This window comes from Agrobacterium tumefaciens, assembly GCF_009649785.1.
GTDB lineage: Bacteria > Pseudomonadota > Alphaproteobacteria > Rhizobiales > Rhizobiaceae > Agrobacterium > Agrobacterium tumefaciens.
This window is the reverse complement of sequence record NZ_WJOK01000007.1, coordinates 106,273-125,654: the sequence shown is the minus strand read 5'-3', so window position 1 is coordinate 125,654 and position 19,382 is coordinate 106,273. Positions and strand designations below refer to the sequence as shown.

The 19,382-nt window shown below is 59.6% G+C and carries 16 protein-coding genes; 5 read left to right on the top strand and 11 right to left on the bottom strand.

All coding sequences use genetic code 11. From position 1 onward, the window contains the following. The first annotated feature begins 24 nt into the window (after positions 1 to 24). Positions 25 to 963, top strand: a complete 939-nt coding sequence (locus GH784_RS09565; protein ID WP_013761658.1) for an ABC transporter substrate-binding protein — start codon at positions 25 to 27, stop codon at positions 961 to 963. A 133-nt stretch (positions 964 to 1,096) separates the two neighbouring features. Next, positions 1,097 to 2,032, top strand: coding sequence for an ABC transporter substrate-binding protein (locus GH784_RS09560; RefSeq protein ID WP_035199520.1), 936 nt, complete (start codon positions 1,097 to 1,099; stop codon positions 2,030 to 2,032). Positions 2,033 to 2,120: 88 nt separating this feature from the next. Here the strand turns inward: GH784_RS09560 and GH784_RS09555 are convergent, their stop codons facing one another. Beyond that, on the bottom strand, positions 2,121 to 3,446 hold the full coding sequence (locus GH784_RS09555) for an NAD(P)/FAD-dependent oxidoreductase (RefSeq protein WP_060642327.1): 1,326 nt from the start codon (positions 3,444 to 3,446) through the stop codon (positions 2,121 to 2,123). 231 nt (positions 3,447 to 3,677) lie between these two features. Here GH784_RS09555 and GH784_RS09550 point away from each other — a divergent pair, with 231 nt between their 5' ends. Next, a complete protein-coding gene (locus GH784_RS09550; RefSeq protein WP_013761655.1) occupies positions 3,678 to 4,154 on the top strand; it encodes an Lrp/AsnC family transcriptional regulator in 477 nt (158 codons plus the stop codon). 103 nt (positions 4,155 to 4,257) lie between these two features. Here the strand turns inward: GH784_RS09550 and GH784_RS09545 are convergent, their stop codons facing one another. From GH784_RS09545 to GH784_RS09515, 7 genes are all read right to left on the bottom strand, one after another. Then, positions 4,258 to 5,913 carry an ABC transporter ATP-binding protein gene (locus GH784_RS09545; protein ID WP_065704244.1) on the bottom strand — a complete coding sequence of 552 codons (1,656 nt, stop codon included), beginning with the start codon at positions 5,911 to 5,913 and terminating at the stop codon, positions 4,258 to 4,260. After that, positions 5,913 to 6,764, bottom strand: coding sequence for an ABC transporter permease (locus tag GH784_RS09540; protein ID WP_013761653.1), 852 nt, complete (start codon positions 6,762 to 6,764; stop codon positions 5,913 to 5,915). The genes GH784_RS09545 and GH784_RS09540 overlap by 1 nt, the downstream gene beginning before the upstream one ends. Then, positions 6,764 to 7,714 carry an ABC transporter permease gene (locus GH784_RS09535; protein WP_003511075.1) on the bottom strand — a complete coding sequence of 317 codons (951 nt, stop codon included), beginning with the start codon at positions 7,712 to 7,714 and terminating at the stop codon, positions 6,764 to 6,766. The genes GH784_RS09540 and GH784_RS09535 overlap by 1 nt, the downstream gene beginning before the upstream one ends. Positions 7,715 to 7,912: 198 nt before the next feature. Further along, on the bottom strand, positions 7,913 to 9,523 hold the full coding sequence (locus tag GH784_RS09530) for an ABC transporter substrate-binding protein (protein WP_013761652.1): 1,611 nt from the start codon (positions 9,521 to 9,523) through the stop codon (positions 7,913 to 7,915). Positions 9,524 to 9,611: 88 nt separating this feature from the next. Continuing rightward, on the bottom strand, positions 9,612 to 10,325 hold the full coding sequence (locus tag GH784_RS09525; protein WP_065704242.1) for an HAD-IA family hydrolase: 714 nt from the start codon (positions 10,323 to 10,325) through the stop codon (positions 9,612 to 9,614). A 256-nt stretch (positions 10,326 to 10,581) separates the two neighbouring features. Continuing rightward, positions 10,582 to 11,955 carry an aspartate aminotransferase family protein gene (locus tag GH784_RS09520; RefSeq protein WP_065704240.1) on the bottom strand — a complete coding sequence of 458 codons (1,374 nt, stop codon included), beginning with the start codon at positions 11,953 to 11,955 and terminating at the stop codon, positions 10,582 to 10,584. A 14-nt stretch (positions 11,956 to 11,969) separates the two neighbouring features. Further along, on the bottom strand, positions 11,970 to 12,806 hold the full coding sequence (locus GH784_RS09515; protein ID WP_065662552.1) for a GNAT family N-acetyltransferase: 837 nt from the start codon (positions 12,804 to 12,806) through the stop codon (positions 11,970 to 11,972). Between the two features lie 324 nt (positions 12,807 to 13,130). Between GH784_RS09515 and GH784_RS09510 the strand changes: the two genes are divergently transcribed. Both GH784_RS09510 and GH784_RS09505 read left to right on the top strand, forming a co-directional pair. After that, entirely contained in the window at positions 13,131 to 13,799 is a 669-nt protein-coding gene (locus GH784_RS09510; RefSeq protein ID WP_003511068.1) for a haloacid dehalogenase type II, read from the top strand. A gap of 14 nt (positions 13,800 to 13,813) precedes the next feature. Beyond that, positions 13,814 to 15,088: an NAD(P)/FAD-dependent oxidoreductase gene (locus GH784_RS09505; RefSeq protein WP_065659587.1), complete on the top strand. Its 1,275-nt coding sequence runs from the start codon at positions 13,814 to 13,816 to the stop codon at positions 15,086 to 15,088. A gap of 269 nt (positions 15,089 to 15,357) precedes the next feature. Here GH784_RS09505 and GH784_RS09500 read toward each other — a convergent pair whose 3' ends face one another. Genes GH784_RS09500 through GH784_RS09490 form a run of 3 tightly spaced genes read right to left on the bottom strand, consistent with a single transcriptional unit; the run spans position 15,358 to position 19,351 of the window. Next, positions 15,358 to 16,815: an NAD-dependent succinate-semialdehyde dehydrogenase gene (locus GH784_RS09500; protein ID WP_065704238.1), complete on the bottom strand. Its 1,458-nt coding sequence runs from the start codon at positions 16,813 to 16,815 to the stop codon at positions 15,358 to 15,360. Between the two features lie 15 nt (positions 16,816 to 16,830). Then, positions 16,831 to 17,874 carry a tartrate dehydrogenase gene (locus GH784_RS09495; protein WP_065704236.1) on the bottom strand — a complete coding sequence of 348 codons (1,044 nt, stop codon included), beginning with the start codon at positions 17,872 to 17,874 and terminating at the stop codon, positions 16,831 to 16,833. Between the two features lie 13 nt (positions 17,875 to 17,887). Further along, positions 17,888 to 19,351: an aldehyde dehydrogenase family protein gene (locus tag GH784_RS09490; RefSeq protein ID WP_065704234.1), complete on the bottom strand. Its 1,464-nt coding sequence runs from the start codon at positions 19,349 to 19,351 to the stop codon at positions 17,888 to 17,890. Positions 19,352 to 19,382 lie beyond the last annotated feature (31 nt).

The following is a 19,382-nucleotide window of genomic DNA, read 5'->3' as shown; positions in this document are numbered from 1 at the left end:
CAAAACAACAAAGGAAACACTCGCATGGCTTTTTCATCGAAATTATTGTCGTTCCTTGCAGGCGGTCTTTTCACCGCTACCACCGCGCTGATACCGGCTGCGCATGCGCAGGAAATCGACCTGTCGCCGGAGCAGAAGGGGCGAGTGCGCGCCGAGAAGGTGGAAGAAGCGATCAAGCTTCTGCCCGCTGGCCACAAGTTCGTCGCGGATGGAAAGTTGACGGTCGCGACCGTGCCTTTCCGGCTGCCGCTGGTCGATTATGCCAGCGATACAAAAACGCCTATTGGCGTGGAGCCGGATATCGCCCAGCTGGTTGCTGACAGTCTTGGCCTTGAACTTCAGCTAGTTCCCATCGCCTGGGCCGATTGGCCGCTGGGCCTCACCTCCGGCAAATATGATGCCGTCACCTCCAACATCACGGTGACGGAAGCCCGTAAGGAAAAATTCGACTTCTCCAGCTACCGCAACGACCTGCTCGGCTTTTACGTGGGCAGCAACAGCAAGGTGACGAGCATCAGTAAGCCCGAGGATGTTGCCGGGTTGAAGGTTATCGTCGGCGCTGCCACCAATCAGGAGCAGATCCTGCTGAAATGGATCAAGGACAACAAGGCCAAGGGTCTGGCCGACACCGATGTGCAATATTACGACGATCAGGCCGTGCTCGATGTCGCCCTGCAATCCGGCCGCGCGGACGCCTATCTCGGCCCCAACGCGACGTCAGCCTTCCAGGCAGCAAGCCAGAAGAAGACCAAGCTCGTTGGTACCTTCTCCGGCGGCTGGCCGGAAGCGGCGGAAATCGCTGTTGCCTCCAAAAAGGATGCCGGAATTGCCGCAGCCATCACGGCGGCACTGAACGCCCAGATCAAGAACGGCAATTACGGCAAGGTTCTCGCCCGCTGGAACCTCGGTTCGGAAGCCATCACCGAATCCCGCACCAATCCGCCCGGTCTGCCCAAGAGCTGAGTGCTGGTTTGCTGCCAGAAAGCTGAGTTTCCACAAAGCTGAGTTGAAGGTGGGACATCACTCAGCCGGTAGCGCGGGCCTCCTCCCGTCCGCGCTACCTCCGTCCTGCAATTCATTTTATCGGGGAGCCAGAATGGCACTCACCTCTCGTCTTGCCACAGTCACGTTCGGCGTTTTTCTCTCTATCGCCGCTTTCGGGTCGGCTTTCGCAACTGATGTCTTCGATCTTTCGCCAGACCAGCCTGGCCGGATCAGGGTAGAAAAAGACCCCGCAGCGATCGCCGCCATCCCGAAAGATTTCAAATTCATCACCCCGGGCAAACTCACGGTCGCGGTTGCACCTGGCGGACCACCGCTCGCGACCTATGCGACGGACGCCAAGACCGTGGTGGGTGCCGATCCGGACTATGCGCTTGCGGTGGCTGATAGTCTCGGCCTTGAGCTTGAGCTGGTTGCTGTCGCCTGGGCCGACTGGCCGCTGGGGCTTGCCTCCGGCAAATACGATGCTGTCATCTCCAATGTCGGGGTGACCGAGCAGCGCAAGGAGAAGTTCGACTTCTCCACCTATCGTCAGGGCCTGCACGGCTTTTTCGTGAAGTCCGACAGCGGCATCACCGCCATAAATGAGCCGAAGGATGCGGCGGGCCTGAAGATCATCGTCGGCGCTGGAACCAATCAGGAGCGTATTCTGCTGAAATGGAATGACGAGAATGTAGCCGCCGGTTTAAAACCGCTCGAGCTGCAATATTATGACGACGAGGCCACCCGGCTTGTCGCGCTTTCTGCCGGGCGGGCCGATGTGATCGTCCAGCCGCATGCGCAGCTGGTCTTCATCGCCGCGCGTGACAAGACCATCAAGCGTGTCGGAACACTCTCCGCCGGCTGGCCGGAACGTTCGGATGTCGCCATCACCACCCGCAAGGGTTCGGGACTGGCCGATGCGCTGACGCTCGCCACCAACGATCTGATCAAGAGCGGCGCTTACGCGAAGATACTGGAACGCTGGCAGCTTTCGGAAGAGGCCTTGCCGGAATCGAGAACCAACCCACCCGGCCTGCCGAAAAGCTGACCGGTCGAATAAATGCGGTGGACGGCAGCACCCGCAGGTCATGCCTGCGGGTGCTGTTTTGATTCGTCTGTTGGCCTGCGCAGAACAATCAGAAATCCGCGACCTTGCCCCATGACGAGTCAAGGAAACGGCTGGGATGATACGGGGCGGGGTCAACGATCGGGGTTGAACCCGTCACGATATCGGCGATCAGGTGGCCAGCGCCGGGGCCGATGCCGAAACCGTGGCCGCTGAAACCGGCGGCGAGGATGAAGCCGGGCAATTCGCTGGTCTCGCCGATGGCGGGCACACCATCCGGCGTGCTGTCGATGAAGCCGGCCCAGGCAGCGGATATCTGGGTTTTGCGGAGTGCAGGCAGAAGTTCCAGCGCCCTTTTGTGGGTCTCACGGATGGCGGCGGCATTCGGTTTCGGATCGAGAATACGAACCCGTTCCATCGGCGTCGGCGCATCGAGCCGCCAGTGTTTCAGCGTTTCGTGCCCACCGCGAATCCCCTCCAATCCACCCGGTCGCAGGCTGCGCCAGCGCTTGAGGAACATCGGAACGAATTCGCGTGCAAACCGCATTTGCTGCGCGGTCGGGTCGATGCGACCGAGGCCGCTGATGGCGAGCGTGTAACCGCCGTTGCTCCGGCGTGTTACAGAAACGGCTTTTGTATGCAGCGCATCCGGCAGTCCTTCTGCACCTGCCGTGACGGACAGAATTGAGGAGCGGACAGCGGCCTGCGGAAAACGAATTCCAAGCTGGCGGCAGAAGGACGAGGCCCAGGCGCCGCCGGACATGATGGCGGTTTTGGTGCGGATCGTGCCTTTTTCGGTAACGACGGCGCTAACGCGGCCACCTTCCGTCTCCAGACCGCGCGCGGCGCAATTCTGGTGCACCGTTCCGCCCAGCTTCATGAGGGCACGCGCGACGGCCGGCGCCGCCATCGAGGGATCGGCGGTGCCGTCCGTTGGCGAAAAGACGCCACCCTTCCAGCGTTTTCCAGTTGCGCGTCCGCGGTTGCTCGCCTCATCCGCGCTCAACATATGCGTCGTCACGCCTGCGGTGATGGCAAAGTCGCGCCAGCGCGCCCAGCCGGCAATTTCAGCTTCGTTGTCGCTCAGGTAGAACAATCCGCAGCGGCGAAAACCGGTGTCTTCGCCGCTTTCTGCGGCAAACCGTTCCCAGAGCGTCAGGCTCTGCGTTGAAATCGGCAATTCGCGGGCGTCGCGGTTCTGCTGCCGGCACCAACCCCAGTTGCGGCTGGATTGCTCCGCGCCAACAAGACCTTTTTCGACAAGAGCCACTTTCAGGCCACGCCGGGCGAGGTAATAGGCTGCGAACACGCCGACGATACCGCCGCCAATAATGACGGCGTCCGCCGATTTCGGCAGTTCCGGTGATGTCGTGATCTGTTGCAGCGGCGCAGGCATGGTGGGGCTCCTTGTATTCGTCTTAATTTACCTTGGTCGCCGGGTAAACGCTGCCAGACTGCGCCGATTGCCGGAATCTCCTGCTGTTCGTAGCCATGTCTGCAACTCTTTATGCTGGATGAAAAAAACATCCCCGCGTCGACAGGGCACGCTCATGTGATAAGATTTCCATGGCCGCGTCAGAATTTTATGCCGCGCGCACGAAAAAATATAAAAGGGGTTCCGCACGTGATGAAACTTGACCGGATCGACATCAAGATCCTTTACGAACTCCAGAAAAATGGTCGCATCACCAATGTCGAGCTGGCGGAGCTTGTCAATCTCTCGCCAAGCCCCTGCCTGATGCGCGTCAAGAAGCTTCAGGCCGAGGGCTATATCGAAGGTTATTCGGCACAGATCAACATCAACAAGCTCGGCCAGACGCTGACGGTATTCACCGAGATCACGCTCAAGAACCACCGCCAGATCGACTTCGCCCGTTTTCTCGGCGTTATCGAAAAGATCGATCAAGTGGTAGAATGCCACCTCGTTTCAGGCGGTTACGATTACCTCCTGAAATTCGTCACCTCCGGCATCGTCGAATATCAGTCGATCATGGAGCGGCTGACGGACATGGATGTCGGTATCGACAAATATTTCAGCTTCGTTGTGCTGAAATCTCCGATCATCAAATCGCATATGCCGCTGACCAGCCTGTTTCCGCTTTGAGGTGGAAGACGTCCCTTTGCAGGGGCGCCAGAATGTCGAGACGCGTCGCTTCGTACTCAACGTCATCCTGGGGACGAGCCCGAGGATGACGAAAATGATGTTGTCACCTCTTGGAAAACGCTCGCACCAACTCTGCATCCTGCTGAAGATTGTCGAGCCATTTCGGGTCGAGCTTCGGTACCGAGGAGAACAGGAGCTTCGAATAGGGATGGGTCGGCGACTTGATCGCTTCCGTTGCCAGATGCTCCACTTTCTGCCCGCCATACATCACGACGATTTCGTCGCAGATGGTTTCCACCACAGAGAGATCGTGGCTGATGAAGATGTAGGAGAGGTTCAGCTCTCGCTGGAGTTCGCCGAGCAGGTCGATGATCGCGGCTGCGACGACCGTATCAAGCGCCGAGGTAATTTCATCGCAAATGATGAGCGATGGTTCTGCTGCGAGTGCGCGGGCGAAGTTGACGCGTTGCTTCTGTCCGCCCGATAGGCCGGAAGGATGGCGGTGGCGAACCGAGCGCGGCAGCTTCACCATATCCAGCAACTGGTCGATCCGGGCGTCGCGCGCCTTGCCTCTCATGCCGTGATAAAAGGTCAGCGGCCGGCCAAGAATATCCTCGATGGATTTGGCCGGGTTGAGCGCCGTATCGGCATATTGGAAGACGATCTGCATGCGGCGCAACTGATTGCTGGTGCGTCGGCGGGCATCGGCATCCAGCTGCCGACCTTCGAAGATGACATGACCGCTGGCGGCGGGCAGAATGCCGGCAATGGCGCGCGCCAGCGTCGATTTTCCGCAACCGGATTCGCCGATGATGCCGAGATTGCGTCCGGGATAGACTGCAAGGCTAACGGAATCGACCGCACGCACCAGCGGCATATGGTCATCGCCTTTCGTTCCATATCCGGCGATCAGCTTCTCGATATCCAGCAGCGGCTTCGCGTCAATTTGTTTTAGCGGCGCTACGGTGCGTACCTTGTCGTTAAAAGCGGTGAGCAACTCCCGCGTATAAGGATGCTGGGCATTCTCGAGAATATCCGTGGTCGTGCCGGTTTCCTGTATCTCGCCGCCTTTCAGCACCACGATCCGGTCGGCAATCTGGGCGACGACTGCGAGATCGTGCGAAACATAAACGCCGCCGATACCGCCCTTGCGCATCGCTGATTTGAAGGCGCGGAGAACCTCGATCTGTGTCGTTACGTCGAGTGCCGTAGTCGGTTCGTCGAAAATGACCAGGTCCGGGTTGCCGATCAGCGCCATGGCTGCGGAGAGACGCTGAAGCTGGCCGCCGGAAACCTGGTGCGGATAACGGTCGCCGATGGTTTCGGGATTGGGCAGCGACAATGCCTTGAACAGTTCCACCGCTCTTTGGCGCGCCTCCTGCGGCGGCATCAGATCGTGGATGCGGGTGACCTCTATGACCTGGTCGATGATCTTTTGCGCCGGATTGAAGGCGGCTGCGGCGCTTTGAGGGACGTAGGAGATTTTCGTACCGCGGATCTTTGCCCGTTCCATTTCGGAAAGCTGTACCATGTCGCGGCCTGCCACCGTGACGCTGCCGCCGGAAATACGGCAGCCTGGGCGGGCATATCCCATCAATGTCAGTGCAATGGTGGTCTTGCCGGAGCCGCTTTCGCCGATCAATGCGACGATCTCGCCATCGGCGATATCGATGTCTACACCCCTGATGATTTGGATGCGGCGGCCGGAATCGGTGGTCGCCTCGACTTTAAGTCCACGGATTTCAACAAGATTTGTCATTATTCGCTCCTGTCGCGGATTTTCTGCGGCAGATTGTCGATCAGCAGATTGACGCTGATCGTCAGGCTGGCAATCGCCAACGACGGAAAGATCACGGCTGGCGCGGCAAAGGGCAGGCCGCCGATGTTTTCACGCACCAGCGCACCCCAGTCTGCATTCGGCGGCTGCAGGCCAAGACCGAGAAAGGAAAGGCCCGACAGAAGCAGCACGATGAACACAAAGCGCACGCCGAGATCGGCCAGCACGGGACGGATGATGTTGGGCAGGATTTCGGAGCTGATAAGGTGCAAGAGGCTCTCGCCGCGCACGCGGGCCACGGTGACGAAATCCATGGTGTTGACATTGACGGCGAGCGCCCGGGCAAAGCGATAGGCGCCGGGCGTATAGATAACCGACAGGGTGACGATCAGCACAGGAATGGAGGAGCCAACGGCAGCGACAACCACAAGTCCGAAAAGCTTGCTTGGAATGGAGTTCACCGCATCGAGAAAACGGCTGAGGGCCGCATCGAACCAGCCGCCGACCACGGCAGCGCTCATGCCGAGAACGACGCCCGACACGCAGGCGATCGTGACGGCCGCAAGTGAAATGCCGACCGTGAAACGCGCGCCCATGAGAATGCGGGAAAACACGTCGCGGCCGAGATAGTCGGAGCCGAGCCAGAGATCGGAGGTCATCGGACCGAAATAATCCAGATCGACGATTTCACCGACGGGATGCGGGATGAGATAGGGCGCAAAGATCGCAACCATGGCCCAGAGAAAAATGACGAGAAAGCCGAAAACGCCGACGACATTGATTTTGTAACCCAAGCGCGAGGTCCCCGAAGTTGTTTTGATATTGTCGGTCATCAGCGCAGCCTCGGATTGGACATGATGGCGATGATATCGGCGGTTGTGATGAGGAGGAGATAACCGACGCAGAAAATCATTGCGCAGCTCTGGATCAGAGGCAGGTCGCGGGTCGCGACGCCATCAACCATCAGCTTGGCGATGCCTGGATAATTGAAGATAGTCTCAACGATGATGACGCCGCCGACGAGATAGGAAAGCGACAAAGCAACCGCATTGACGATGGGGCCAAGCGCATTGGGAAGTGCGTGGCGCAGGACGATGCGCATGCGCGGTGCGCCCTTCAGGAGCGCCATTTCCACATAGGGCGTATCGAGCGTCTCGATGACGGCGGCGCGGCTCATGCGGATCATCTGTGCCGACACGACGAAGGTGAGCGTGATGACCGGCATGGCGTAAACCCGCAGCACATCGAACACGGTATGCACCTCGCTGACCAGCGACAGGGCTGGCAGCCACTTCAGATATACGGCGAACAGCAGAACCGCGAGCGTCGCGATCATGAATTCCGGCACCGAAATGACACCGATGGTCAGGATGGTGACGGCGCGATCATAAAGCGTTCCACGCAGCATGGCGGAGCTGATGCCGAGCGTCAGGGCCAGCGGCACGGCGATAACAGTGGTGATGCCGGCAAGCTTCATGGAGTTGACGAAACGTGGGCCTATGAGGTCGGCGATCGCCATATTGTTGGCGTAGGACGTGCCGAGTTCGCCGTGCAGCAGGCCAAAAAGCCAGCGGACAAAACGCAGAAGGGCCGGGTCGTCGAGATGCATGGCGGTGCGCAGACCGGCCACGGCCTCCGGCGTTGCCGACTGGCCAAGAAGGATCGTTGCCGTGTCGCCGGGCAGCAGGCTGGTGGCGGAAAAGACGATAAACGATACGATAAGCAGCGTCGTCAGCATGACGACCAGCCGCCTGGCGATAAGGGAGAGTATCCGGCTGTTCATTTACATGCTCCTGCGACCTGCCTGGATCATGATGATTTCAGGCCCGATCGACCTGAAATCATCATGATCCAAATTATATAGCTGTAGCGAGATATCAGGCGAAAACCGCTTGTTTTTCAAAGTGTCGCTCCAGCTGTGGAGGCTTCCCGCACCGGCGGAAAGGTTGCCGGGCGCGTCGGCGCCCGGCCCCTTGGTCTATCAGGCCTCGAGCCAGACGTATTCAGCAAACGCGTAACCCATCATGCCGCCGAGCGGATTGGCTTCCAGACCCTTCAGCTTGGAGGTGATGGCGTCGACATTGGTGATATAGGCGGGAATGATGGTGCCGGCTTCGTCGGCGATCATCTTTTCCATTTCGAAGTAGATCTGCTTGCGCTTGTCCATGTCCAGCATACCGCGTGCTTCGAGCATCATCTTGTCGAACTTCGGCGACTTGTACTGGCTTTCGTTCCACGGCGCGTCGGAGGCGTAAAGCAGCGAGAACAGAATATCCGGGGTTGGGCGCGGGTTGATGTTGCCGAAGTGAATAGGCGCCTTGAGCCAGTAATTGCTCCAGTAACCGTCCGAGGGAACGCGCTGCACATCCAGCTTTACACCGATTTCTGCGGCCGACGCCTGGATGATCATCGCCATGTCCACGGCAGAGTTTGCAGCATCCGAGGTGATGACCGGGATGGACTGACCGATAAGACCCGCTTTTTCAAAGTGGAACTTCGCCTTATCAGGATCGAAGGCCTTCGGCTTGAGGTCCGGATTGTGGTAGGGACTCATGGGCGGCACTGGCTGGTCGTTACCGACTTCACCGAGGCCACGCAGAGCCGCCTTGACGATCTGCTCGCGGTTGACGATCGACTTCATGCCGGCGATGAAATCGGCATTGTTGCCGGGCGTCTGGTCCAGCCGCATATTGAGGTTGGTGTAGTTGCCGGACGTTCCCTTTGACAGAACGATGCCTTCCTGCTTGTCGAGCAGGCGCAGCGAACGCGGATTGATAGCCGCTGCGAGGTGGATATCGCCCGAAATGAGGGCGTTAACGCGGGCATTGTCTTCGGCAATCGCGAAAAATTCGAAGCTATCGACGTGCGGACCACCCTGTTTCCAGTAATTGGTGTTTTTCGACATGATCGAGCGGACGCCGGGTTCGAATTTCTCCAGCTTGAAGGCACCGGTGCCGTTCCCCTTGGAGAAATCGGTCGCGCCATCGGCAACGATCATGAAGTGATGCAATGCCAGGATGGCCGGCAGGTCTGCATTCGCGTTTGCCAGCGTGATCTCGACGGTGCTCTTGTCGATCGCCTTGAAGCCGGTCATCTGGGCGGCGATCTTGGCGACCTTCGAACCGACGGCCGGGTCAAGGTGACGCTTCAGCGAATAGACCACGTCATCGGCGGTCAGTGCCTTGCCGTCATGGAAGGTGACGCCGGAACGCAGCTTCACGGTCCAGGTCTTGGCGTCCTTCGTTTCGATGGATTCGGCCAGCTCCATCTGGGGCGTGCCGGAAACATCGAGGAAGCTCAGCCGGTTATAGAGCGCGCAGCAACGAACGTAATCCGTCGAAAGCGAGGCTTTTGCGGGATCGAGCGTGTCGGCCGTGGAGGAGGACCAGCCGGCCGCCTTCAGCGTGCCGCCGGAAACGGGAGTGGCCGCCAGCGCCTGCGAGGCGCGGCCGAGAATGGCCGAACCGGCGGAAAGTGCTACGCCGCCGGCCAGCATCATGTGAAGCAGCTCTCGCCGCGTCGCGCCGCGACGGATAGCCTGTTCAACGGCGGCATCGTCAGAGCGGGTCCAATTTGTAATCCTGTCACTCATGGTCTTCCCCTTTTGTATGATTTGTTGAAATGGCATCTGCAGTAATTTTCGGTATCCACGCCCCAGTGCGCGTCATGCCACAGGCGGTTCAGCGGCCCGAGTGTCTCGTGGCCTCGGCAAGGCCGGCCATCGAGGTGAAGTGGTAGTCCGGTTCGGTAAAGTTCTCCGGCTCGATGGTGCCGCCATATCCCTTCTGGGCGTGGCGGCGCTCTATCCAGCAATTGGTCATCCCGAGTTTCCGTGAAATGCCGATATCGTGGTACTGGCTCTGCGCAACGTGCAGAATGTCGTCCTTCGATGCGCCTTCGCTTTCAACGAAGGCGAAAACCTTCTCGAAGAATGCGGGATCCGGCTTTTCCGTGCCGGTATCATCCGCTGTGAAAGCGGCGTAAAAGGGACTACCGAGTTTCTTCGAGAAATACTCGAAGGCCCAGCGCTGGGCGTTGGTCATGGCAATGAGACGATGCGTTTTTGCAAGCTCGGCCATCGCGGCACGACTGTCTTCAAAGCCTTTCCAGTTTTTTGCTGCGTCGCGCAGGCGCTCACCCAGAGCGCGCTCCGCCGGCAAACCGAGTTCCGGAGCGATGATCAGGTAGACGCGGACGAGATCGTCCGGAAACAGATCGGTGGCGTCGGAGTAACGCGCCGCGCGGTAAAGGCCGAGCGCCTTTTCACCGTCGACCTCAACGCCGTTTTCAGCGCCGATCTGGATCAGGGTCGATTTCATGCCACCTTCGAAATCGATGAGAGTTCCCACCACGTCGAAGCTCATATATTTGAAGTCGCTCAGTTTCTTGGGCAATGTCGGTCTCCGCTTTGCCGCGCAGAGCCCTTGGGAAGGCTGCGGCATTTTATTCTGTTCCCGGACGGGATCCTTGTCCCGTTCCCATTCTTGCTAACGCCCTTTTTTATGGCGTTTAGTGCTTTTTCTGTTGATAGTTTGGCAGTTCCAGCGCGCCGGATTCTCCGAAAAGGATCGGGTCTTCGGCAGAATATTGCGAATATGTGCGGCGTTGCGACATTTCGAGAAGGTGCCGTAACGCCATCCACCGTTCGCCTCAGGCCATGGCGGCCCGCACTGCCGGGTCCTCGAGCGTCTGGTCGAGGGTTTTCCGCGTCCGCTCTATAATGGCGTCGATCTCGTCATCGGTGCAACACAGCGGCGGCGCATAGCCGAGGATGCCGTTGGCGAAGGCGCGCACGATGAGGCCGTTTTCCCAGGCGCGGTCAAAAACCTTGCGTGCAGGGGCCGCCGCAGCCGGCAGCGGGGTTTTCTTCTCTTTGTCGGTCACGAGTTCGATAGCGGCAAGCATGCCCCGGCCACGTACATCGCCAACCAGCGGATGGCTTCTCAATCCTTCCAGCCCGGCCATCAGCCGCTGACCGGCGCGCCGGCCGTTTTCCAGCAGCCCGCCCTCGTAAAGTTTCAGCACTTCGAGACCAACGGCGGCACTGACGGGATGGGCGGAATAGGTATAACCGTGCCCGACCGCGGCATCGCCGGCGAAGTCGGCTGTTGTATCATAAACATGGTCGGCCATGAAGACGGCGCCCATCGGCACATAGCCCGAAGTCAGACCCTTGGCGGCTGTGATGAAGTCCGGCACGATATCTTCGTCGGCACAGGCAAACAGTGGTCCCGTGCGGCCGAAGCCGGTGATGACTTCGTCGGCAACGAAGAGAATGCCGTAGGAACGGCAGAGTTCTCGCATGGCCTTGATCCAGCCAGGCGGCGGCACCAGAACGCCACCGGAGCCCTGAATGGGCTCGGCATAAAAGGCGGCGACCCGCTCCGGGCCGATAGCCTCGATCTTGTCCTTCAGGATTTGCAGGGAAGAGGCGATGATGGCGGCGGGGTCGCTGCCGACCGGATTGCGATAGGCATAGTGAGACGGAATTTTGTGCTGCCAGTCGTAAGGCACGCCGAAACCTGCATGGAAGGCAGGCAGCGCAGTCAGGCCTGAACCGGCGGTGGTGGAGCCGTGATAACCCTGTTCGATGGAAATGAACTGGTCGCGCTGCGGCTGGCCTTTGGCGTGCCAGTAATAGCGGATGAAGCGGATGGTGCTGTCCACCGCGTCGGATCCGCCAAGCGTGAAATAGACGTGGTTGAGATCGCCGGGCGCGCGGTCGGCGAGTTCGGAGGCGAGGCGGATGGCGGGTTCGCTGCCAATGTCGAAATAGGCAGTGGCATAGGGCAGTTCACGCATCTGCTTTGCCGCCGCTTCCACGATGCTGTCATGGCCATAGCCTGCATTGACGCACCAGAGGCCGGCAAAACCGTCGATCAGCTGGTGGCCGGTCATGTCGGTAATCGTGGCACCCTTTGCCGATTTCAGCACGCGAACGCCAAGCTTTTCATGGCCGCGGAAGGAAGAGACAGGGTGCACCAGATGGGCGCGGTCGAGCTCGATCAGTGAATTGCTTAACATGGGTCTCTCCGGATTCAGCCCAGCGCCTGGCTGGTCAACGCGAATGTTTTCAGTTTTTTGTCGGCAGAGGTTTCCGCCTTCGGCCGGCGCATGGCGATGCCGCCACCGACATGGGCAAGACCGTATTCGGCAAGCCAGGGACCGAGTCCCGTCTCGGTGGTGGTGTCTACGCGCAGGAATGCGCCGGGGCGCTCGGAAACGACGAAGGCAATCAAATCCTTCGCGATTTCAGCAGTTTCCGCGACAATCGGGCCGATGACTTCACCACGGCCAAAGGCGCGAAGGCCTGCAAAACCCATGATGGCGCCATGCTGTTGAACCACCGCAAACCGTGCCCTATCCGCAAGCTCGGTAAAGAGTGCTGTACGATCCGCACCGAATGCCTGCGCGTCGAGTGCGGCAAGCTCGGCCGGTACAATCGTTTCTGCCCATGCCACGTTAGCGGGCTTATCGGCGGCCGTAGGAATTCCCTGGTGCTGACGCACCTCGCCGCATGCGACGAACCCCATCTTCTCATAGAGTGGGAGGCCTTCAGCGGTGGCGGTCAGACGGCACTCGCGATTTTCCGCAGCATCGACGACCGCCTGCATCAGTTTGCGTCCGAGACCACGGCCGCGCATGGCCTCGTCCACGATCACCATGTTGACGGTGGCGCAGGTGTCTCCCAGAAGCGTGGCCATTGCGGTTCCGACGACGCGACCGTTTTCGATAGCGACGAAACCCTTGCTCAGTGAAAGGACGAGCGCCCAGTCTTCCCGGCGGTGTGGCCATCCGGCCTGGCGGGAAAGCTCGACGGCGGCGTCGAGGTGTTGCGGCTCAAATTTCTGGATATCGATGAGGCTGGCTTGCATGGCCCAACTCCGTTTTATTCTTCATGTTCATTGATAGACCGGCGGCAAAAGAACATTGTCCCGACGAATGGCAAGGTTCGATATGTTTCACTGTTGCTTTTACCCGCCGCCGCATCTTATGCCGCACATCATCTGCTTCCATCCGCAGAACGGGGGTGGGCGGCGGCTTCCGGTTTTGTCGCACGCAACTCTCTGCCAAACTGGCGGCCGCATACGCAACAATCTGCTTTCGCGAATGGCAATTGCAGTGCGTCGACCGGGCAAAGGCCTCTATGATCTTGTTATTGCAGCCACCACCCATCCCCAAGCAAGGACGACGACGACATGACCATCTTCCGCCCGAAATACATCACTTTCGATTGCCACGGTACGCTGATTCATTTCCAGATGGCAGAAGCTGCCCGCGATCTCTATGGTGATCGTCTGGGCGAGGCCGAGATGCAGCAATTCATCAAGGACTTCTCTGCATATCGCCTGGACGAGGTCATGCATGACTGGAAGCCTTACGCCGAAGTTGTCCATAACGCCCTGTCGCGCACCTGCAAGCGCAACGGTGTGGCCTTCAAGGACGAAGATGCGGTAATGGTGTATGAGCGCGTTCCGACATGGGGTCCGCATGCGGACGTTCCGGCCGGTCTGGCGAAGGTTGCCAAGGAAATTCCGCTGGTCATTTTGTCTAACGCCATGAATTCGCAGATCATGTCGAATGTGGCAAAGCTTGGCGCGCCGTTCCATGCTGTCTATACCGCCGAACAGGCGCAGGCCTACAAGCCGCATTTCAAGGCTTTCGAATATTTGTTCGACATGCTCGGCTGCGGCCCGGAAGATATCCTGCACGTGTCGTCCTCCTTCCGCTACGACCTGATGTCCGCGCACGATCTCGGCATCAAGAACAAGGTCTGGGTCAACCGCGGCCACGAACCGGCAAACCCCTATTACGGTTATACGGAGATCTCCGATATTTCCGGTCTCGCGGGCGTCGTTGGACTGTAAGGAAGGACCGGATCATGAAGCTCGTCTCCTATTGGCACGACACGGCGCCCCTGTTTGCGGGGGCGGCGCAAGGTCCTGTCGAAGGCCATTACGATGTGGCCGTCATTGGTGGCGGCTTCACGGGTCTGGGTGCTGCGCGCCAGCTGGCAAAAGCGGGCGCGCGCGTGGTTGTTCTTGAAGGACAGCGCGTCGGCTGGGGTGCTTCCGGGCGCAATGGCGGCCACCTCAACAACGGGCTGGCCCACTCCTACCTCTCCGCCAAGGCGGAACTCGGCAAGGAGCGCGCCATCGCGCTCTACAAGGCGCTGGATGCCTCGATCGACACGCTGGAAAGCCTGATCGCCGAGGAAGGGATCGATTGTAATTTCCGCCGCGCCGGCAAGCTGAAAATGGCTTCGAAACCGCAGCATTTCGAAAGTCTGGCGAAGAATTTCGAGGCTGTTCATGCCGAGGTGGATCCCGACACGGCGCTTCTGTCGGTTGACGATCTCAAGGCGGAAATCGGCTCTCCCTTTTATGGCGCCATGCTGTCCAAGAAGAGCGCCATGATGCATATGGGCCGCTATGTGGCCGGCCTTGCGCAGGCTGCCAGCCGCCATGGTGCGGTGATCTTTGAAAATGCGGCGGTGACGAAACAAACTCAGAACGGCAAGACACACACGCTGGAAACGGCGCGCGGCAAGGTCACCGCGGATAATGTTCTTGTGGCAACCGGCGCCTACACGCCCTCCGGCTTCGGCTATTTCCGCCGCCGCATCATCGCGGTCGGCAGTTTCATCATCGCCACGCGGCCGTTGACGGATGCCGAGATCAAGGCGTCCGTTCCGGGTAACCGCACCTACGTCAACACCATGAATATCGGCAATTATTTCCGCCTCGCACCGGACAACCGGTTGATCTTCGGCGGCCGCGCGCGCTTTTCCACGACATCGGACCAGCGTTCGGATGCCAAAAGTGGCGCGATCCTGATGGATAGCCTTCACCGCATATTCCCGCAGCTTGCGCATGTGCCAATCGATTATTGCTGGGGCGGACTGGTTGATATGACCAAGGACCGTTATCCCCGCGCCGGTTTCCATGACGGCGTCTGGTACGCCATGGGCTATTCCGGCCACGGCGCCCAGCTTTCCACCCATCTGGGCATGATCATGGCTGACGCCATTCTGGGCCGCCCGGACAACAACCCGCTGAAGGGGATGGACTGGCCGGCGGTGCCTGGCCATTTCGGCAAGCCCTGGTTTCTTCCCTTGGTAGGGCTTTACTACAAGATGCTGGATAAGATTCAGTAGCGCGTTAGTTCATTTCTTCATCATGCCGGACTTGATCTGGCATTCAGCCACTGCGCGCCTGCACTGTGAATAGTCTCTTACGATCAATGACGTGATCGCGCTGGACCCTGGATCTGGTCGGGGGTTACGACACGTGAATGCCGTGGCTTTGCCAAACCAATTCATGCCTCCGGATTTTTCTTCCACCCCTGGGAGTGCTGCTTTTCAATTTCGCACCAAAAAAGAAGGGCCGCAGAGCGGCCCTTTAGGCGGGGAGAAAGAAACAGTCTTCAGGCAAGTCCACCGATGTGGAACGTCTTCATTTCCAGATATTCCTCGATGCCGACCTGTGCGCCTTCGCGGCCGAGGCCGGATTGCTTGACGCCGCCGAAGGGGGCGACTTCGGTGGAGATCGCGCCGGTATTGAGGCCGACCATGCCGAACTCCAGCGCCTCGCCCACGCGCCAGGCGCGTTTGAGGCTTTCAGTGTAGAAGTAGGCGGCAAGGCCGAAGGGCGTGCCGTTGGCGATCGCAATCGCCTCCTCTTCCGTCTCGAAGCGGAAGAGCGGGGCGACTGGCCCGAAGGTCTCTTCGCTCGCCAGCCGCATGGCGGTTGTTGCGCCCGTCAGCACCACCGGTGCGGTATATTGCGAACCTTCAGGCAGATCATGAGGCTTGGTAATGATCTCGGCGCCCTTGGAAACGGCGTCATCGATATGCGCGCGGATTTTGGCGATTGCCGGCTCGTTGATCATCGGACCGATGGAAACACCTAGCTCCGTTCCGGGTCCGACACGCATGGCATCGACGCGATCAGCCAGTTTTTTCGCAAACGCATCGTAAACGCTCGCCTGAACGAGAATGCGGTTGGCGCAGACGCAGGTCTGACCGCCATTGCGGAATTTCGAAACGAGCGCGCCTTCGATGGCGAGATCGAGATCTGCATCGTCGAATACGATGAAAGGGGCATTGCCGCCGAGTTCCAGCGACAGTCGTTTTACACTGTCGGCCGCACCGCGCATCAGCAGCGAACCGACACGGGTAGAGCCCGTGAAGGAAATTTTCCGCACCGTCTCATTGGCCATGATCTCGTTGCCGATCTCCGTCGGCATGCCGGTGACGATGTTGATGACGCCAGCCGGGATGCCTGCACGTTCGGCGAGAACGCCGAGCGCTAGGGCCGAATAGGGCGTGAATTCCGAGGGCTTGATGACCACGGTGCAGCCAGCCGCCAATGCAGGTGCGACCTTGCGGGTGATCATGGCGTTCGGGAAATTCCACGGTGTGATGATGCCGCAGACACCGACCGGCTCCTTCAGCACCACGATACGGCGATCCGGCGTCGGAGAGGGAATGGTGCCGCCGCTGATGCGTCGGCCCTCTTCCGCAAACCACTTGACGAAGGATGCTCCGTAACGGATTTCGCCCTTGGCCTCTTCAAGTGGCTTGCCCTGTTCGATGGTCAACATCAGGCCGAGATCGTCGATGTGTTCGATCATCAACGCGAACCATTTTTCCAGAAGCGCCGCGCGCTCCGCGTGCGTTTTCTTCTTCCACGGCACGAAGGCAGCGTTGGCGGCTTCGATGGCCGCGCGGGTTTCCACGCTGCCCATATCCGGCACGGTGCCGATCACCGCCTGCGTCGCCGGGTCGATCACGTCGACCGTCTTGCCTGATGCGGCCGCTTTCCATTCCCCGCCGATCAAACCCGTTTGGCGAAAGAGTTCCTTGTCCTTCAAGCCCTGCATTATCTGTCTCCGAAATCAGTCGAGAGCCGCAAGAACTGCGGCAGTTATTACGTCTGTGTTGTCCTTGCCCGGCACGGTGCCAATGCCCTGGCCGGTCGCCTTTTCCAGCGCCGCCATGACCCGCCTGGCCGCATCCGCCTCACCCAGATGCTCCAGCATCATGGCGCCGGACCAGATGGCGGCGATGGGGTTGGCAATGCCGAGATGGGCGATGTCAGGGGCCGAACCGTGCACCGGCTCGAACATGGAGGGTGCCGTGCGGTTGGGATTGATATTGGCGGAGGCGGCAAAACCGAGGCCGCCCTGAATGGCCGCACCAAGATCAGTCAGGATATCGCCGAAGAGGTTTGAGGCGACAACGACATCAAGGCTTTCCGGCGCCATCACCATGCGCGCCGCCATGGCGTCGATATGGTAGCTGGAAACTTCAACATCCGGATATTCGGCGGCGAGCTTTTGCGTCACCTCGTCCCAGAACACCATCGAATATTTCTGGGCGTTGGATTTGGTGACGGAAGCCAACTTGCCGCGACGCTTTTGCGCCTGCTCGAAGCCGAAGCGCAGGATGCGTTCCACGCCCTTGCGGGTGAAGATGGAGGTTTCGACAGCGACCTCGTCTTCGGTGCCCTGATGCACGCGTCCGCCGGCACCGGAATATTCACCTTCGGTATTTTCGCGGATGCAGAGAATGTCGAATCCATCCGCTTTCAACGGTCCCTGCACGCCGGGCAGAAGCCGGTGCGGGCGGATATTGGCGTATTGCACAAAAGCCTTGCGAATCGGCAGAAGCAGGCCGTGCAACGACACCGAATCCGGCACCTCCGCTGGCCAGCCGACCGCGCCCAGCAGAATGGCGTCGAAGCCGCGCAGGGTCTCGATGCCATCCTTCGGCATCATCGCGCCGGTCTCCTTGTAGAAGGCGCAGGACCAGGGGAATTCGGTGCCTTCAAGCGCAAAACCGGAGCTTTTTGCTGCGGTGTTGAGAACCTGCCAGGCGGCATCAGTCACGCTTTTGCCGATGCCGTCTCCGGGAATGAGTGCGATGCGATGCGTTTTCAAGATGTTTCCCCTGTTACAGTCCGATCAGGACGCTTTTGCTCTTGCGGTTGGCGAGATAGGCCTCCCGCCCGAGATCCTTGCCGATGCCGGAGCGTTTGTAACCGCCGGTCGGCAGGATATGGTCGCGGGAGCGGCCATAACGGTTGACCCAGATCGTTCCTGCCTGGATGGCGCGAGACAGGCGCATGACGCGCGAGATATCGCGGCTGAAAAGACCCGCGGCAAGACCGTAGGTAGGATGATCGGCGAGCGCCAGCGCCTCTTCTTCCGTCTTGAAGGTTTGCAGGGTCAGCACTGGCCCGAATATCTCTTCTGTGACAGCAGGTGAGGTCTGGTCGACATTTGCGATCAAGGTCGGCTGGTAGAAATAACCCGGACCGTCCATGATCGCGCCGCCCGTCAGGCATTCGCCGCCATGGGCGACAGCCGCCTGCACGATGCCGTCAATGCGCTGGCGCTGCACTTCGGAGATGATCGGCGAATACTGTGTTGCTTCGTCCCAGGTCGGGCCGGGCTTCACCGTCTTCATGCGGGCGACGATTGCGGCGGAAAGCGCCTCTGCGACACTCTCTTCAACGATGATGCGCGAGCCGGCAACGCAGGCCTGCCCGGCATTGGACAGAATGTTGCCGGCGATCGCGGCGGCGGCTTTTTCGATATCGGCATCTGCAAAAACCAGCTGCGGACTTTTGCCGCCCAGTTCCAGCGTCATGGGCTTGACGCCGGTACGCGCGATATTTGCCATGATGGCCGAACCTGCTGCCGTCGATCCGGTGAAGCTGACCTTGGAAATTTCGGGATGGCCGGTGATGGCATTGCCTGTCACTGGCCCGTCACCCAGCACGATGTTGATAAGCCCGGCGGGCAGCCCTGCCTTGATGGCGAGTTGCGCCATGAAAATGCTGGAGAAGGGCGTCATCTCCGATGGCTTGAGCACCACGGCATTGCCGGCTGCGAGTGCCGGGCCAAGCTTCCAGCCCGCCATGGACACCGGAAAATTCCAAGGCGTAATGGCGCCCACGACGCCATAGGGCTCGGTCATGATCATGCCGACGCTTGTGTCGTCGGTCGGCACGAGATCACCGCCCTCCTTGTCCGCAAATTCGGCAAAGAAGCGGATCTGTTCGGCAGTGACGGCGATATCGCCGGCAATCAGGTGGCCCACGGGCCGGGTTGAGGAGAGCGCCTCGATTTTCGCCAGCGTCTCGGCTTCCTGCTCGATCAGGTCTGCCCAGCGTTGCAGCACCCTGGTGCGCTCACGCGGGCGCACGCCGCCCCAGTTACTGCTCTTCAGTGCGGCTTTGGCGGTTTGCACCGCCTCATCGACAAGTGCCGCATCCGCCTTCGGGCAACCGGCATATTCGATGCCGTCCGAAGGACGATGCATGTCGATGCCGTTTTTAGCCGGGATCAGCCGGTCGCCGATGAAATGGCCGATCGGCAGGGACAGGCTGTCTGGATCGAAGCTGAGCGTCATGGATGATCCTCTGTGGATATGCGCCAAAGCT

Excerpts from the sequence above, each read along its gene's own strand:
- GH784_RS09530 (WP_013761652.1), bottom strand. The coding sequence starts at position 9,523 with ATGAGTGACAGGATTACAAATTGGACCCGCTCTGACGATGCCGCCGTT.
- GH784_RS09505 (WP_065659587.1), top strand. The coding sequence starts at position 13,814 with ATGAAGCTCGTCTCCTATTGGCACGACACGGCGCCCCTGTTTGCGGGG.
- GH784_RS09555 (WP_060642327.1), bottom strand. The coding sequence starts at position 3,446 with ATGCCTGCGCCGCTGCAACAGATCACGACATCACCGGAACTGCCGAAA.
- GH784_RS09560 (WP_035199520.1), top strand. The coding sequence starts at position 1,097 with ATGGCACTCACCTCTCGTCTTGCCACAGTCACGTTCGGCGTTTTTCTC.
- GH784_RS09550 (WP_013761655.1), top strand. The coding sequence starts at position 3,678 with ATGAAACTTGACCGGATCGACATCAAGATCCTTTACGAACTCCAGAAA.
- GH784_RS09520 (WP_065704240.1), bottom strand. The coding sequence starts at position 11,955 with ATGTTAAGCAATTCACTGATCGAGCTCGACCGCGCCCATCTGGTGCAC.
- GH784_RS09500 (WP_065704238.1), bottom strand. The coding sequence starts at position 16,815 with ATGCAGGGCTTGAAGGACAAGGAACTCTTTCGCCAAACGGGTTTGATC.
- GH784_RS09565 (WP_013761658.1), top strand. The coding sequence starts at position 25 with ATGGCTTTTTCATCGAAATTATTGTCGTTCCTTGCAGGCGGTCTTTTC.
- GH784_RS09510 (WP_003511068.1), top strand. The coding sequence starts at position 13,131 with ATGACCATCTTCCGCCCGAAATACATCACTTTCGATTGCCACGGTACG.
- GH784_RS09535 (WP_003511075.1), bottom strand. The coding sequence starts at position 7,714 with ATGAACAGCCGGATACTCTCCCTTATCGCCAGGCGGCTGGTCGTCATG.
- GH784_RS09490 (WP_065704234.1), bottom strand. The coding sequence starts at position 19,351 with ATGACGCTCAGCTTCGATCCAGACAGCCTGTCCCTGCCGATCGGCCAT.
- GH784_RS09515 (WP_065662552.1), bottom strand. The coding sequence starts at position 12,806 with ATGCAAGCCAGCCTCATCGATATCCAGAAATTTGAGCCGCAACACCTC.
- GH784_RS09545 (WP_065704244.1), bottom strand. The coding sequence starts at position 5,913 with ATGACAAATCTTGTTGAAATCCGTGGACTTAAAGTCGAGGCGACCACC.
- GH784_RS09540 (WP_013761653.1), bottom strand. The coding sequence starts at position 6,764 with ATGACCGACAATATCAAAACAACTTCGGGGACCTCGCGCTTGGGTTAC.